Genomic DNA, 14,516 nt, shown 5'->3' with positions numbered 1-14,516 from the left:
AAGGAATTAGAGTAGCATTTTTTACGCTGTACAAGAGGCACTTGAAATAGCAGTAAAAAAAGAAAGTATTGGCAGCCTTGTACCGGAAGCCGATAAATTTAAAATAGAGAGATCAGAGAGCGAGAGGTATTATTATAAAAGTAATCAAGAGAAAAAAATCGAGTCTCATTATCCCTGCGGTCATCGCCGTGCTCTTTTATGCAGCGGCACTGTATGTGCTTGTATACAGTGCGGTTCAAGGAGTGAAAAGTTATGCCGCCTATTGCGCATTGGTTCCGTTACTTTTATGTATTCCCCTGCTGCTGACGGTGATAATTATCGTCGCGGCAAGATCGTATTTTATATTCGGTTCCGATTATTTTGAGTACCATACGGCCGGAAAATCGATTTTAATTACTGCACGGAATTTGCGATACTTTACTTTCAGTGGCGGAATATTGACTGTTTATTTTATTAAAGAAACGCTTGAGTCCGTATCATTCCGCATTGCCGGAGAAAAACGAGTCCAAGAAAATACAGCGGAGAAAGCTCTTACCATACAAAATAACGGCGTTCTTTTTAAGATCGGAATTCCTGCAATCGGACTGTACGAGCATGGCGATCAAATACTTGCATGGTTCTATAAGAATCTGCCGCTCTATGTAGATGGTCAGGCATTGGAAGACCTCCGTGCGATTGAAAAGCGGTACAAAGATATTGATTATGCGCAGGTTCAAAACGCTTTGATCAAGGCGGAAAGAATTGCAAAAACGCTTAATCTGATAGGCATCCTCCTCGGCATATCGGTCAACGCGTTTCAGACCGAGTATCGGCTCACCGTATTTTTATGCGCGGTATATCCGATTGCCATGCTTTTTCTGCTGCACTTCTTAAACGGTTGGGTCAGGTTTGATAAAAAAGGAAACTCAATTTATCCGTCCATAGCGATTTCTCTGATTGCCTGTACGTTTGGCCTTGCATGGAGAATGCTTGCTGTATACAGTATTATAGATGTAAAGAAACTGTTTTTTATCGCAACCGTATTTTATTCGGCATACTTTATCTTATTCCTTGTAATGCAAAAAGAATACTCTTTTAAAGACCGCTATGCGTATGCAGCGGCACTAGTGTACTCTGTCTACTTTTTTGCCTACGCGCTTTCAGCGGCAACGGCGGTCAACTGTGCCTTTGATACCTCATCGCCGGTAGCAACCGTAATAGTCGAAAACCGACAAGAAAAAACAGTCTATACCTACCGAGGTTTACTTGGTATACTATGGCAGTATGATAAGTAAACTGACAAAGCCATTGGAAATACTTGAGGGAATCTTTAGAAACTGGGGGGGGGTAAAGGTTCTCACTATACTTTCTAGTTTATAAGAGCTGCAAAGTGTGAAAAATCAATAATCTCAATGCAAAACATAGGAGTATGATCTTTGCAGATCGTGTTGTTGCTAATACTATTGTATACGCTATTCCCTTTATTTTCGTTTTAATAGCTGGCAGGAAATAATTTCACCCAAAAATCTGTCCGGGCAGCTTTAAGTTCTCTTTATACGGAAAGTCTACCTCATATACAGCGAAGTCATTCGGATGTTCATCGCAGACGGCATAGCCCTTCGGTGTAATATATTCTCCGGTAATACCGGTCAGATAGCCAAGAATTATATCGACTATATAAGCAGATGGAATGTACTGTAATTCTTTGCTACAATGATAAAGATGAAACAAACCAACATTTCGCAGCAAACACATTTTATCGGTGTTCTCCTCCCAGAGGATATAACCCTTACTCTTGAAGATTGCCGCCGCTATATGAACGAGGTTTACGGCTGCAAGTCAGGGCATGGCACTCCCATCCATGTGACACTCGTCCCTCCGTTCAGATTGCAAGAAGAATATTCAACAGCTGATTTAATCAGCGCGATTGAAAAAGAAGTCTTGCCCAAAGGCTTAGGTTTTACTGCTCATATTGATAACTTTGATGCGTTTGGAGATAGAACACTTTTTGCAAATGTCGTTGCAAGTGATGCGTGGACAAAGCTCCGTGATAAAACAATACAAGCGATTTTGAATACCTGTCCTGGCTGCACTAAAAAAGACAAAAAGCCGTTCCGGCCTCACGCAACTGTTGCAAATCGGGATATTCCTACCGGAATAATGACGAAGGCGCTTCAGGTTATGAACGAACTAAACCTTGCGGAAGACTTTCCGGTTGATAACATCACGATTTTTGAGCGGAAAGGTAACAGGTGGGAAGCGGGGGTTACTCTGGAAATTCCCATGTATTGACTTTAGAATTTACTTATATCAGTTGGCGCGATTGAGAAGATTTCTTAAAATAATTTATTGTTTCGGATTTATACATGCAGAATAGGAGCTATTTTAAATGAACAACGCTGTTATATATGTGCACGGAAAAGGCGGTTCCGCAGACGAAGCAAATCATTATAAAAAACCTTTTAATGACAATTATGAAGTTATAGGATTCGATTATAAAGTGGAATTACCGTGGCAGGCTAAAGAAGAATTTCAACACTATTTTGATTTTATCGCTCCAAAGTACAGTGAAATTTTATTAATCGCAAACAGTATAGGAGCTTATTTTTCTCTGATTTCTTTATCGGAAAAGCAAATCACAAAAACCCTGCTTATTTCGCCCATTGTCGATATGGAAAATCTAATCTTAACTATGATGAAAAAGGCAAAGGTATCCGAAGAAGAACTGAGGGCAAAAAAGATAATCAGTACTTCTTTCGGCGAACCCCTATCGTGGGAATATCTTTCTTTTGTCAGGAACAATCCTATAGTATGGAACATTCCTACCGGCATTCTTTACGGTAAAAAAGACGATATGACTTCTTTGGAAACAATGACGAATTTTGCACATACAATAAACGCGAGCTTAACGATTTTTGATAGGGGCGAACATTGGTTTCATACGGAAGCGCAAATGAATTTTTTAGATACGTGGGTTAAAAGATTCATTCAGTAGATCAAATCATATCAAGCTTACCTCGTGTCATTCGGTAACTGCGTTCTGGTCAAGATGCAGTTCTCCAGCTCATGCAAAAAAGCTTGTTTCTTTTTAGGCTTTGCGAGATCGGCATGGTTTTCAGTAAAATTGCATTGCGCAGATTCAAGCAGTTTGATAAAAGGTGAAACAGATACCAGCAATGGTTCCGGCAACATTTTTACTTGCTCAATAACTGTTTCGTAGGACATTCGGGAAAGAGCTTTGTAATTATAATTTATTGAGGCTGCCAAAAACTTATTCTTTTTGACAGCTTGCTTAATTTCATGCTCTTCGGGGATTTCGAAAAACCATCAAACTGTTGAGACATTCTATCGTTATCTATTTATCAAAAACTTTTCAGGATTATCCGAAATTTCTAATTTCCCATTGGGAAATGTAATTGCTATTACATCTGCTTTATGAGGGATATGCTTTCCGGCTTTAATTGTTTGCTTCTTTCCTTTAAGCCCCATTTTATCTGCTAACTGATCAAAAATAAAAGCACAGATTTTATTATTTTCATTAAAAGCATTGTCGTAATTAAGTTTTATTGCTCCATCCAGCCTAAATAATTTTGTAAGTAAATCCGAATTAAAATCCAAAGCACCATTAAGCGTTTTAGATAATAAATCTTTGGGATTTTGAGAATATCCTAATTCAAGCAATTGGGCTGATATTTTTAAGCATGGATATGGTTTAAGCCCCTCAATCGCCGGAGGATAATGGTTGCTTTCAAAATTCTTATAATGAATTTTTGCAATTTCCTCTAAAAAAACTCTTACATCATTAATATCCGAAAAACCAAGTTTAAAGCAATCGCCGATTTCTCCAAAACAAAGATAGTTTCCTCTTAAAATAAGAAAACTCTGTTTAACGGCTTCCCGCAAGCAATCTAAATAGTTTTTATAGTTTTCATTGTTTTTATTTTGAATCATCTCAGAATTCGAAACATCAATCAACATATAAACTATAAATTTTTGTTTGTCCCAAATTGTTATCATCTGTGACAACTGTTCTTCCCGCACGCTTTCTCCATTATCATAAAGCTTTCGTTTATCTGATAATACCCCTGCAAGTTTCGCAAATAAATTATCTTCTGTAATCTCTAATAATTCTCCGCATTCTTTACATGAAGAAGATGAAAAATCATTATCACAATTGCAATTACTGCATTTGATTTTTACATTTAAATCAGTACCCTTTGCTAAGGAAATAAAGATTTCTTTTGCAAAAGATTTTCGTATATAAAGTTCTTTTGAAATTAGCTGCGGAGTTATGAATCTATCATGTGTATTGCAGAATAAAAGTGTATGTAAAGAGTCCTTTTGAATATTTACCAGGTTGTCCGGATTCTCATTTAGATAATTCAAGAACTTTATAAATGAGAGCATCTTGCGCCTCTCCTGAATAATTACTGTTTCTAATGGTCATTTCATTATTATCATAATCAAAATCAACTGAAAGCAAGTCCAAGACTTTACCTTTAAAATTTTCGGCGTTGCTTACAGGCTTTTCAGTATCCTTTGCAATTCTTATAACGACAACATATGCATGAAAAGAAAGTCTTTCTGAATTTGGCTGCATCTTTTCAATTTGTTTTATCTGGTTATTTTTCGTATTGTGCTTAGGGTTATGAATAAAGAATTCTTTTAATGTTCCGTATTGCTCATATTCTTTTTTTGCAGAACTTTCAATTTCTAAATTCCTTTGGTTGTACATTTCAGAAGTAATTCTTTCACTGTGCTCGGTTGTTTGCCTATCTTCCAAATCAATTTTCTGAATTGTAGGAATCACGAGAATTTCTTCATCAGCACAGAATGATATTCCATCTAAGGATTTTTGAGTTATTAAAGGATTCTTACCTTGTGACACAGAATCAATAATTTCCTTTTTCGTAGCCTGTGATAATGGCAATGTTGGAATAATTTTATTTAATGCATTTCTATTTGAATCTGAAACATTTATTTTCTTACCTTGTTCATCTACTTCAGACTTATCATAGCTTATAGATACAAGTTTCTTATCTATATCAAATGTAACTTTCAAAATTTTCCTCTTAGGTGACACAACTTTTGCATTTATATATAGAAGTTTACCAAAAGAAAGTTTTGTTTTTTTACTTGCAATACTACCAATAGTTTTCCAAATATCTTCATTAAATGAAGCAGATTCTATCTTCGTACTGGAAGTTACATATGAACTTTGAGCATAGATATACGAAATCTTATTGTCTTCTTTATCTTTAATTATTCCAATATTTTTCCAATCATCTGAAATATCAAAAGAATAATTTTTTTCTGAAAGAGCCTTTAAGCCCGTTAAATCTTCATTATTAAAATCTATCGTATATAATTCAATTGTTTTTTTTGAATAAATTTCGTAATTTTTATTGAAAAAAGAAAATAATTTTAAATCTTTATCATACTCTACAACTACTTTAAAAATCTCATCTGCCGATTTATCAATTATTTTCTCAGGCAAGTTTTTAATTTCGTTATCATGTAAATTCTTTAAAGCAAATATGTATTGCTTTTTATAATCATTCGCCCATTGATAGTGTCCGTCATTTGAAAACACCATCAAAAATTGTTCTTTTAATGAATCTTTATTTGGCATCCTATCACCTCTCTCTTTACCATATAGACAGTCAAAAAATTTTTGTGTAAGCCTCAACTTCTTCATTTTTTCTGCGCCTTCTGCAGCTCTGTTTATTAATCACCACAACCGCAAAGGATTCTGTAATAGATGCTATACCGGCACTGAATAATTAGCCATTACACATTAACCATTATCAATTAAAATTTCAAATAGCTACTCCCTCTCCACAATCTTCACCTCATCCGCCGTCAGGCCATACAGCCCATATACAACAGTATTTATCTGCTTATCCAAAATATCAACCCGCTGTTGTAAGAATTTCTTATCAGAATCGGATATTGCACTGTTCAGCTGTTCCTGTGCAGTAATCATCTGGTCAGCCAACACACTTAAATGTGCCTGCTCCGATTCTGTTGGGACAATCAAGGGTAACTCAAGCAGGGGTTCTTTATCTACCTGAAAGTTATCCCCTTGCATTTTTCCCTTATAGCGCAGCCAGAACTTAATCACATTGGAATTTAATATGGCGGTTAAGAATTTAAGATTGAACCGTTCGGTTTTAATAACATTATAACTCTGTGAAACATAGCAATCAAAATCAGTGTAGGTAAAGCGCGGTTCCGCTGTTTTCCGTAATGAAACGATCTTTTCTCCTCTGAAAAATTTCTCATCCCGCGCACGGTGCAACCCATACGGTCTATTATCAGATGTAATCACTTGAATAAATTTGTCAAGATGCGCTTTGAGATTTGGATATGCTTTCATTTCGCTTTTATTTTTAAACTTTGACGTTGTATATATCACCCATAGTTTATTATTTGCATTGCCGTAATATTTATGCAACTCCGTCGAAGTGTAAAAAGGTTTTACCAATTCCTTTTCTTCGGACGATAAATTGAGTGCATTATATTCATCCATCGAAAGATTGAATATACCTGTACCTTGCAGATTTTCATCACCTAATGTTAGAGCTGATGCTCTATTACAAAAATCTTGGGGCGCTACAATCCCTTGTGCAATTTCGCCTTCTGTAAGCCCTGCATTACTGTTTCTTTTTATATGATTAAGAATGACAGAATTTTTCTTATTCAAAAAGAGAATATATGTATCTTTACAGACATTTTTTACAATTTCTGCTTCAAACCGGGTTATATTTTCTTCTCCGTTCCCCGCTAAAAAATCAATCACTTCAGACAGTTCGGCGTGGGCATTATTAAGCCGCGAATATTCAACCGAATAACACTCATTCATTTTCGTTTTTTGCATAATGTATATCATTGTTTGAATTGAGGCGGTTTCAAATACCTTGTAATTGCCGAAGTCCGTATACGTTACTATCTTTGCATTATCCAATACAAAATCCCTAAACAAAGAAGCCCCCGCATTTGTTATCCAATTATTCGGTGCGATAAATCCGACTAATCCGTTTTCTTTTGTAAACCGAATCGCTTGATATCCGAAAAAATACCACAAATCCATTTTTCCTTGATAGCAAGGATGATTATGTAAACCTTCAAAGCAGCCTGTATCGGTATATTCTTTTACATACGGCGGATTCCCAATCACGCAATCAAAACCGCCGTCTGCAAATATGCCCGGGAACTGAGCATCCCAGTCAAAGGCGTTCACCTTGCGTTGTTCCTCGATGCCGAACAGTGTTAAATCCTTGCCCGTGTAGTAATCTGTTCCGATAAGGCTGTTCCCGCATTTAATATTGTGCGACATATTCGGTAAAATTTTTGCCTGTATGTCGCTCGTTCTGAACAGTGCAGCCTGTCCCGTTGCGGAAAGCGCCTTGCCCTCATTTTCCAAGAGCTTCAAAAAGAGCGAAAGCTTTGTTACCTCCACCGCCTGTGCGTCGATATCCACACCGTAGATATTGTTTAGTAAAATACGTTTTTTCTCTTCAATGCTCAGCTTATACCCTTGCGTTGCTGCATCCTTGTAAATAAGCCCCTTCTTCTCTGCCTGCGCACGCCGCGCTTCCGCATAATACCAATCCAAGTGCCAGTCCAGCAAATACTGATACGCCCCGACAAGAAAACTCCCCGAACCGCATGCAGGATCAACAAAACGCAAACGGCTTACCTCATCAGGCGTTCTGCCTGCAAGCTTTTTACCGATTGTGTTTTCAACGATGTATTTAACGATATAAGGCGGCGTATAATACACACCCCCAGCTTTTTGTACTTCCGGCTTTTCAAGAATTTCTATGCTGTGCCCGTTCTTCGTTTTGCGCGTAAAGCGGATAATCTTTCCCAAAAAGCGTTCATAAATGGAACCGAGTATTTCAACCGGCAGTACGCTGAACTCATACTGACATTCAGGATAATAGAGCGCATTGATAATACTGATAAGCGTTTTATCCGCAACAGCAAGTTCGTCAAGCCATTGGTCGGAAGCAAACAACCCTGCATTGAATTTAGCATTCGCATTTTCAAAAAGCCGCTGCACATTTTTATAAATAGCCGTTTTTTGCTCCGCGATTTTTTTAAGCTGATTTCCTTCTTCAATTTCTTTATCTTCACAAATCCGTAAGAAGAGCAGCCGGTCGATAATTTTCTGCACAGCGCCCGTCAAATTGAATGCATCGATTTCGTCATTATGCAGCGCAATATCTTCGGCAAGGACCATCCGCCATTTTTCGATCATATTCAAAATATCATCATCGACAGTTGCCGTCCCCCGCTTATCCTTCGTCCCTTCGTAATAGGTATCGAACTTACCAAGATCGACGGCATCCCAACTGATTTTATCATACAGCGATTCAAAATTTTCAGAGAGCTGATCGTAAGTCAGATACTCAATGCGGGCAGTAGCGGCAGTGTCTTTTTCGGACGGCTTAATCCGCGTATCGTAAATCGCCAATTCCTGGAAGTCCGTCAGCACCGCAATCGGCATCTTTGAGGTATACGCATACCGCCGCACCTGCAGCGCCGGTTCGGGATTTGTTTTAAGGTCAACACTCGGCTGCTTTGCTTCCACATACATCTTCCGCTCGCCGCCGTAACAGAGCGTATAGTCGGGATGCTTCACCTGCCCGTTCATCACTACACGGTCTTCGGTAATAACCTCCTGCCGGTCATGCCGCGCTCCTTTCTCGTTTTTGACATCCCATTTTAGGCATTCAAGCAGCGGATCGATAAACTTATTGCGCACTTCGCTTTCCACAAAATTCTTGGAAAGATAAAATGGCTCATTTTCCTTAAATTGATTTACCAGCTGTGCTACACGTTCCTTGCGTTCCGCCATCGTCATGTCTTTTGCCTTAATGGACATCGTTTACTCCTACTCCGCTTTCGTATTTGAATATATCGTACATTATAGCACACTCGGACAAGTTTGTAAAAACGATACAGAGAATTAATTCAAGGTTACTATAGAATTGTGTATGAAATTTTAGAAGACAAAGTAATAGTGCACACAATTATTGATGGCCGAAGAAATTTTGAAGATATAATCATTTCAAAATTGTCTCGTTATTATGGAAACAAAATCTAACATTGTTCCAAACATTCGTCCTTGACAAACTTTTCCGTTTAATATATACCACTGATATATATCAGTGATATAAAATACTAAAAACAGGAAAAGAGGCGGCAATGGAACAAAAAAAATTACAAACAAAAGACTTTATTTCGATAGGAATTTTTTCGCTGATTTATTCGGTTGTCGCTTTTGTTGTCGGCGGCATAGCGCAGATGACGCCGCTCACGTTTCCTTTAATGCCTGCATGTATTGCGCTGTTTACAGGTACCGTCTTTATGCTCTATGTTGCAAAAATTCCGAAGCGCGGCGCATTAACCTGCCTCGGTGTTATCGGCGGCATTTTGCTTTTTATCACCGGCATGTTTTGGATGATGAGCCTTTTTTTTGTGCTGTTCGGTATTGCGGCAGATTGTATTTGCGCGTCGGGGCATTTTCGGTCGTTTAAAAAAAATCTTACCGCATATTGCATAATGGCACTTGCTCCCTTCGGCGCATACGTTCCTATGGCGCTGCTTCCCGCACAATTTGACGCTTTTATGAAAAAAAAGGGAAACACTGCCGCCTTTGAGCAAATCATTCACACAATCGGTACGAGCGTATGGGTGCTTCCGGCAATGATTGCAATTACACTGCTGTGCGCCATCCTCGGCGGTTTAATCGGCAAACGCATTTTGCGCAAGCATTTTGAAAAAGCGGGTATTGTGTAGTTGTATGAAACTCGATCCGAGAACAAAATTGTTTATTTTGGCGATTACCGGCATAACGGTATTTTTGAACGACAATCTGTTCATTGAATGTTTGTTTGCGGTTTTTCCGTTTGTTTTGCTGTGTACGGCAAAACGGCTGAAAATTGCATTTTCCTACGGACTTTTGTTCAGTGCTCTTGTTGCGCTGCAGTACATGTTGGTGCCGCTTATGCCGGCGACGGCGGGAAGTATCGTCTATGTGTTTTCGGTATACATCAGAAAACTCATTCCCTGCCTTATGCTTGGGAATTTTTTGATTGCAACAACGCAGGTAAGCCGCTTTATGGCGGCTCTGTATAAAATGCATATTCCCAAAGGTTTTGCCGTTGCCTTGAGCATTACGCTCAGATACTTTCCGACGATGAAGGAAGAGTGGACGTTTATAAAAGAAGCGATGGCACTTCGCGGATTGTCGACGTCTTTTCCGGCCGTACTGCGCCGACCGATAAAGACGATGGAATACATTTACGTACCGATGTTGGTTTCCGCTTCAAAAATTTCCGATGAAATTACACAAGCTGCTGTCACGAGGGGTATCGATCACGTGCAGCGCAGAACGTGTATCGAAACCGTGCGGTTTTCCGTTTTCGATGTGCTTGTGCTGGCGGTTTATGCCGGTATTGTGCTGTTGTTTTTACGCTCAAATGGGGTACTGCCGGTATGATGGTGGAATTCAATTCGGTTTCATTTTCATATACCGAAAACGGAACGGGCGCCGTGCACGATATTTCGTTTGCAATACCGGAAGGACAATTCGTCCTTGTGTGCGGTGCAAGCGGATGCGGCAAAACGACAATAACAAGGCTTATAAACGGACTTATACCGCATTTTTTTTCAGGCAATCTTTCGGGAAGCATCCGCGTTGCCGGCAGGGAAACGTCCGCCACACCCATAGCGGATATATCGGATACGGTCGGATCGGTGTTCCAAAATCCGCGCACGCAGTTTTTTAATGCGGACACCGACAGCGAAATCGTATTCGGCATGGAAAATCGAGGAATGCCTGTAAACGACATTTTGGAACGCTTGGAAGCCGTAACCGCCGAGTTAAATTTGCAGCGATTGCGCTGTAAAAACATTTTTGAACTGTCCGGTGGCGAAAAACCAAAAATCGCTTTTGCATCTGCGTATGCCGCTTTTCCGAAAGTACTGGTGTTGGACGAGCCGTCATCCAATTTGGATTATCACTCCATATTGGAGTTGGCGCGTCTTTTAAAAAAAGCAAAAAATAGGGGATTGACGGTTATCGTATCCGAGCACCGGCTGTGGTATGTAACGGATATTATCGACAGGGTGCTTTTTATGAAAAACGGCAGGATTGAAAAAGATTTGAGCGCACGCGAATTTAACGATCTTGCAGAGAAGCCGTACAGCGAGTTCGGTTTGCGGACACGCACATGCATTGTGCCGGAATCCAGCCAAGAGTGTGATATGCGTTGCGAAATGGCTGACGGAATGAACGGTTCAACCGTTTTAACAGCGGAAAACCTGTCGGTACAAATCGGAAAACACACAATCCTTAACGGCGTTTCGTTTGAAGTTCGTGCAGGAGAAATCCTTGCAATTACCGGTAAAAACGGGTCGGGAAAAACGACGCTGGCACGAGTGCTGTGCGGACTTCAAAAATCTTGCGGTACGGTAAGGTTAAACGCTCGCCGTTTGAACAACCGGGAGCGAAAGAATATTTCGTATATGGTTATGCAGGATGTCGGACATCAACTTTTTACCGACAGCGTACAAGCCGAATGCACACTCGGAATAAAAGAAGCGAATGCAGCACAAATAGAACATGTACTGCGCGCTATGGGGTTAAATGAATACAAAGACAGACACCCGCTTGCTTTATCAGGCGGACAGCGCCAACGGCTTGCGGTGGCGGTCAGTATGATTTGCGGCAAACAATTACTTGTCTTTGACGAGCCTACCAGCGGTTTGGATTTACACAGTATGCACCAAGTTGCCCGTTTGCTTAAAGAACTTGCACGGCAAAATAAATTAGTAATCGTTATTACCCACGATTATGAACTCATAGAAACAGCCTGCACGCGCGTGATGAATATTGATTATATCAATAAAACCGGACAAGGAGCGAAAATGCAAAAACAAAAATTATTGCTGTACGGAACTCAGATGAAAAGTCTGGTTGATACGTTGTCGAACAATTCGGCGGAGAAAACCGCAGCGCTTGTACTGCGTATGGAAAGCGAATATAAACACCTTTTAAGCGAACAATCTTTTGCAAACGCAATGCTGGCGCGCCACTTAAAAAAGTCAATACTGCCTGCCGTCGCCGCATACAAAATACTCCTTGCAGCCGGAAAAACCAAAGAGCAAGCGTTTGAAGCCGTGCGCGCTTCCGTGCTGTCGGATTCGGAAAAACAAAAAAGGGCGTTTCAAAAAATCGGTACACTGCCGTTCGGCTTTTCGCTTATGCGTCTTATGGCTCCCCTATCGTTAAAAACGACTTTCGGTCCGAGCGGCTGGGATTTTACATGGAAACAAAACGACCACCGCGCGCTCAAATGGGATTGCAGCCGCTGCTTTTATGCCGATATTTTTACGCAGCATAAAGTAAGCGAACTGACCGCGATTTTTTGCGAAAGCGACGATGTCGTATACGGAAGCATTCCGACAATCCGCTGGGCGCGCACACGCACTATCGGCAACGGCGATGATATTTGCGATTTTGTTTTTTACAATGAACGTACCAAAAATGCACACATCGAAAACAAACGCAGCAAAGACAAGGGCAAAAAGGCGGGAAATCATGTATAAAACGTTACGGTCGCTCAGTGATGTTTTCCGCCGTTTATGCCGTGCAGCAGTATTTTTTCTTTGCCTCTGTGCCGCCGCGCAAGATGTACAACCGGTAAAAAGCGGATACGAAAGCATCGTCGACGGCGTAGCTGCATCCTATGTTGGAAAGAGCGTTCCGGGAGCATGCATTATTATCGCCGAACACGGTACTGCCGTTTTTTCAAAATGCTACGGATACGCAAACCTCGACACACAACAGCGCATACTGCCCGATACCGATTTTTTTGAGTGGGGTTCCATTACCAAAACGCTCGTATGGGTAAGCGCACTGCAACTTGAAGAAAAAGGCTTGCTTGACCTTAACGCGGACATACGGCGCTATCTTCCCGACAACTTTTTGCACAACATACGATACGATGCGCCCATTACCATGCTCGACTTAATGAACCATACCGCAGGTTTTGAAGAATATTTAATCGATTTTCGTTATTTGAACGAACAGCCGGTAAAACCGCTTATCGATGTATTGTCCGCACATCAGCCGACACAAGTATTTGAGCCGGGAAGCGTATCGGCGTACTCAAACTGGGGCGCGGCACTTGCGGGTTTTATCGTAGAACGGGTAAGCGGTCAAAGTTTTGACGAGTACGTTTCCGAACACATCTTTGCGCCGCTCGGCATACAAGACGCAGAGTTAAAACCGCAGTGGACAGCCGAAACGCTCAAAAAAAAGATAAACGGGTACTCGTATGCGAAAAAAGGATTTCGCAAAGAAGATTTTATGCGCTTGCGGCTGTACCCCGCAGGTTCATTAAACGGAACGCCGAACGCGCTCATAAAATATGCATCCGAATTGGCAAAAAAAAGCGGCGAGCCTTCGCTTTTATTTTCGGATCCTGCGACGAAGGACAAGCTGTTCGGCGAAACATACCGTTCTTTCGGAGCCGCTTCGGGGCTTGCGCACGGCTTTTGGGAGTATACGAAAAACAACGGCATATTCGGACACGAGGGCGGAACTTACGGTTTTCAAACCCAGCTGTGGGTTCAGCCGGAGCGGGAGCGCGCAATCCTCATTGCAACGAATGTTATGGAATCCGATTTTTGCCGCAGTCTTATGAATGAACTTGTTCAAAGCGATCGGACGCAAGCCGGCAAGGAAACGAGCGCAAATACAAATGGAAATGCCGGCACAAATGCCGCTGCCGGTACCGATACGGCGGACTTTGCACGGTTTTCGGGCGAATATTTTCCGGCGCGTTCCATATGGACTCACGCGGGAAAACTGAACGGTTATATGCAAATGATTTCCATACAACAAAATACGGACGGTATTGTACTGAAAAAAAGAAGCGACGGTAAAAGCCTCGCGTATCGATCAATCGGAAACAACCGCTTTTATTGCGAAGAAGCGCTGCCGGAAGAACAATACGTTGCTTTTAAAACCGAAAACGGAGATGTCCTTTCCATGACTTTTTTTCTTGCGCACGATTATGTTCCGGCAAAAGGAATGTATACCACCGGCTTTTTGCTGTCGTGTGTAACAGCTTTTGTACTAGCCTTTGTATTTTGGCTTGGCTCCGGTATAGCCCTTGCAGTGTCGGGCATTCGCTCGCTGCGCCAGACGATTAAATCCGCACCTACTATACGTGCCGGCTTCGACCGGCTGCCAAAAGTTCTATGCACCGCATGCGGCTTAATTGCGGATGTGAGCATAATTGTGGGAATGCGCAATTGGTTTGCAATTTATACGATAGATTCGGTTCAGATGAATCTTATAGTTGCGATAAATACCGCATGCGCACTGTGCATGATATGCAGCTGTGTGTACTTGTTTTATAAAAAGCGTTTCGCTGCGGCAGTGATGTTTTCCGCCGTCTGTGCGGTGCAGCTGTACTCGTCGGTTTGTTTAGGCTTTTTTCATGCCGTGTAAT

12 protein-coding genes are annotated in these 14,516 nt (G+C 41.1%); 7 read left to right on the top strand and 5 right to left on the bottom strand.

What is annotated here, in order from left to right:
• Positions 1 to 188 precede the first annotated feature (188 nt).
• On the top strand, positions 189 to 1,274 hold the full coding sequence (locus GWP43_RS00425) for a hypothetical protein (protein WP_162661988.1): 1,086 nt from the start codon (positions 189 to 191) through the stop codon (positions 1,272 to 1,274).
• 220 nt (positions 1,275 to 1,494) lie between these two features.
• Here GWP43_RS00425 and GWP43_RS00420 read toward each other — a convergent pair whose 3' ends face one another.
• A complete protein-coding gene (locus GWP43_RS00420) occupies positions 1,495 to 1,734 on the bottom strand; it encodes a hypothetical protein (RefSeq protein WP_162661899.1) in 240 nt (79 codons plus the stop codon).
• On the opposite strand from GWP43_RS00420, the gene GWP43_RS00415 reads away from it, so the two are divergent.
• On the top strand, positions 1,702 to 2,271 hold the full coding sequence (locus tag GWP43_RS00415; RefSeq protein ID WP_162661987.1) for a 2'-5' RNA ligase family protein: 570 nt from the start codon (positions 1,702 to 1,704) through the stop codon (positions 2,269 to 2,271). The genes GWP43_RS00420 and GWP43_RS00415 overlap by 33 nt on opposite strands.
• A gap of 97 nt (positions 2,272 to 2,368) precedes the next feature.
• Positions 2,369 to 2,974 carry an alpha/beta hydrolase gene (locus GWP43_RS00410; protein ID WP_162661986.1) on the top strand — a complete coding sequence of 202 codons (606 nt, stop codon included), beginning with the start codon at positions 2,369 to 2,371 and terminating at the stop codon, positions 2,972 to 2,974.
• A gap of 17 nt (positions 2,975 to 2,991) precedes the next feature.
• Here the strand turns inward: GWP43_RS00410 and GWP43_RS00405 are convergent, their stop codons facing one another.
• The 4 genes from GWP43_RS00405 to GWP43_RS00390 form a co-directional block, all read right to left on the bottom strand.
• Positions 2,992 to 3,246 (bottom strand): hypothetical protein, encoded by a 255-nt coding sequence (locus GWP43_RS00405; RefSeq protein ID WP_230977782.1) that lies wholly within the window; start codon positions 3,244 to 3,246, stop codon positions 2,992 to 2,994.
• A gap of 84 nt (positions 3,247 to 3,330) precedes the next feature.
• Positions 3,331 to 4,386, bottom strand: coding sequence for a hypothetical protein (locus GWP43_RS00400; protein WP_162661985.1), 1,056 nt, complete (start codon positions 4,384 to 4,386; stop codon positions 3,331 to 3,333).
• Positions 4,349 to 5,677 (bottom strand): hypothetical protein, encoded by a 1,329-nt coding sequence (locus GWP43_RS00395; protein ID WP_162661984.1) that lies wholly within the window; start codon positions 5,675 to 5,677, stop codon positions 4,349 to 4,351. Before GWP43_RS00395 ends, GWP43_RS00400 begins: the two co-directional genes overlap by 38 nt.
• Positions 5,678 to 5,806: 129 nt before the next feature.
• Positions 5,807 to 8,872, bottom strand: a complete 3,066-nt coding sequence (locus GWP43_RS00390; RefSeq protein ID WP_162661983.1) for an Eco57I restriction-modification methylase domain-containing protein — start codon at positions 8,870 to 8,872, stop codon at positions 5,807 to 5,809.
• 323 nt (positions 8,873 to 9,195) lie between these two features.
• Here GWP43_RS00390 and GWP43_RS00385 point away from each other — a divergent pair, with 323 nt between their 5' ends.
• From GWP43_RS00385 to GWP43_RS00370, 4 genes are read left to right on the top strand one after another with little or no spacing between them, the layout of a single operon-like run.
• Positions 9,196 to 9,789, top strand: a complete 594-nt coding sequence (locus GWP43_RS00385) for an MptD family putative ECF transporter S component (protein ID WP_162661982.1) — start codon at positions 9,196 to 9,198, stop codon at positions 9,787 to 9,789.
• A 4-nt stretch (positions 9,790 to 9,793) separates the two neighbouring features.
• Entirely contained in the window at positions 9,794 to 10,492 is a 699-nt protein-coding gene (locus tag GWP43_RS00380) for an energy-coupling factor transporter transmembrane component T (RefSeq protein ID WP_162661981.1), read from the top strand.
• Positions 10,489 to 12,603, top strand: coding sequence for an ATP-binding cassette domain-containing protein (locus GWP43_RS00375; RefSeq protein WP_162661980.1), 2,115 nt, complete (start codon positions 10,489 to 10,491; stop codon positions 12,601 to 12,603). The genes GWP43_RS00380 and GWP43_RS00375 overlap by 4 nt, the downstream gene beginning before the upstream one ends.
• Complete coding sequence (locus GWP43_RS00370; RefSeq protein WP_162661979.1) at positions 12,596 to 14,515, top strand: serine hydrolase domain-containing protein; 1,920 nt, start codon at positions 12,596 to 12,598, stop codon at positions 14,513 to 14,515. The genes GWP43_RS00375 and GWP43_RS00370 overlap by 8 nt, the downstream gene beginning before the upstream one ends.
• Position 14,516: the final 1 nt, after the last annotated feature.

Source organism: Treponema vincentii (genome assembly GCF_010365865.1).
Classification (GTDB): Bacteria; Spirochaetota; Spirochaetia; order Treponematales; family Treponemataceae; genus Treponema.
This window is presented reverse-complemented; position numbering and strand designations above follow the sequence as displayed.

What these genes read in the sequence shown, in the direction of transcription:
- GWP43_RS00415 (WP_162661987.1), top strand. Translation starts at nt 1,702, where the DNA reads ATGAAACAAACCAACATTTCGCAGCAAACACATTTTATCGGTGTTCTC.
- GWP43_RS00380 (WP_162661981.1), top strand. Translation starts at nt 9,794, where the DNA reads ATGAAACTCGATCCGAGAACAAAATTGTTTATTTTGGCGATTACCGGC.
- GWP43_RS00420 (WP_162661899.1), bottom strand. Translation starts at nt 1,734, where the DNA reads ATGTGTTTGCTGCGAAATGTTGGTTTGTTTCATCTTTATCATTGTAGC.
- GWP43_RS00395 (WP_162661984.1), bottom strand. Translation starts at nt 5,677, where the DNA reads ATGAAGAAGTTGAGGCTTACACAAAAATTTTTTGACTGTCTATATGGT.
- GWP43_RS00375 (WP_162661980.1), top strand. Translation starts at nt 10,489, where the DNA reads ATGATGGTGGAATTCAATTCGGTTTCATTTTCATATACCGAAAACGGA.
- GWP43_RS00390 (WP_162661983.1), bottom strand. Translation starts at nt 8,872, where the DNA reads ATGTCCATTAAGGCAAAAGACATGACGATGGCGGAACGCAAGGAACGT.
- GWP43_RS00370 (WP_162661979.1), top strand. Translation starts at nt 12,596, where the DNA reads ATGTATAAAACGTTACGGTCGCTCAGTGATGTTTTCCGCCGTTTATGC.
- GWP43_RS00400 (WP_162661985.1), bottom strand. Translation starts at nt 4,386, where the DNA reads ATGCTCTCATTTATAAAGTTCTTGAATTATCTAAATGAGAATCCGGAC.
- GWP43_RS00385 (WP_162661982.1), top strand. Translation starts at nt 9,196, where the DNA reads ATGGAACAAAAAAAATTACAAACAAAAGACTTTATTTCGATAGGAATT.
- GWP43_RS00410 (WP_162661986.1), top strand. Translation starts at nt 2,369, where the DNA reads ATGAACAACGCTGTTATATATGTGCACGGAAAAGGCGGTTCCGCAGAC.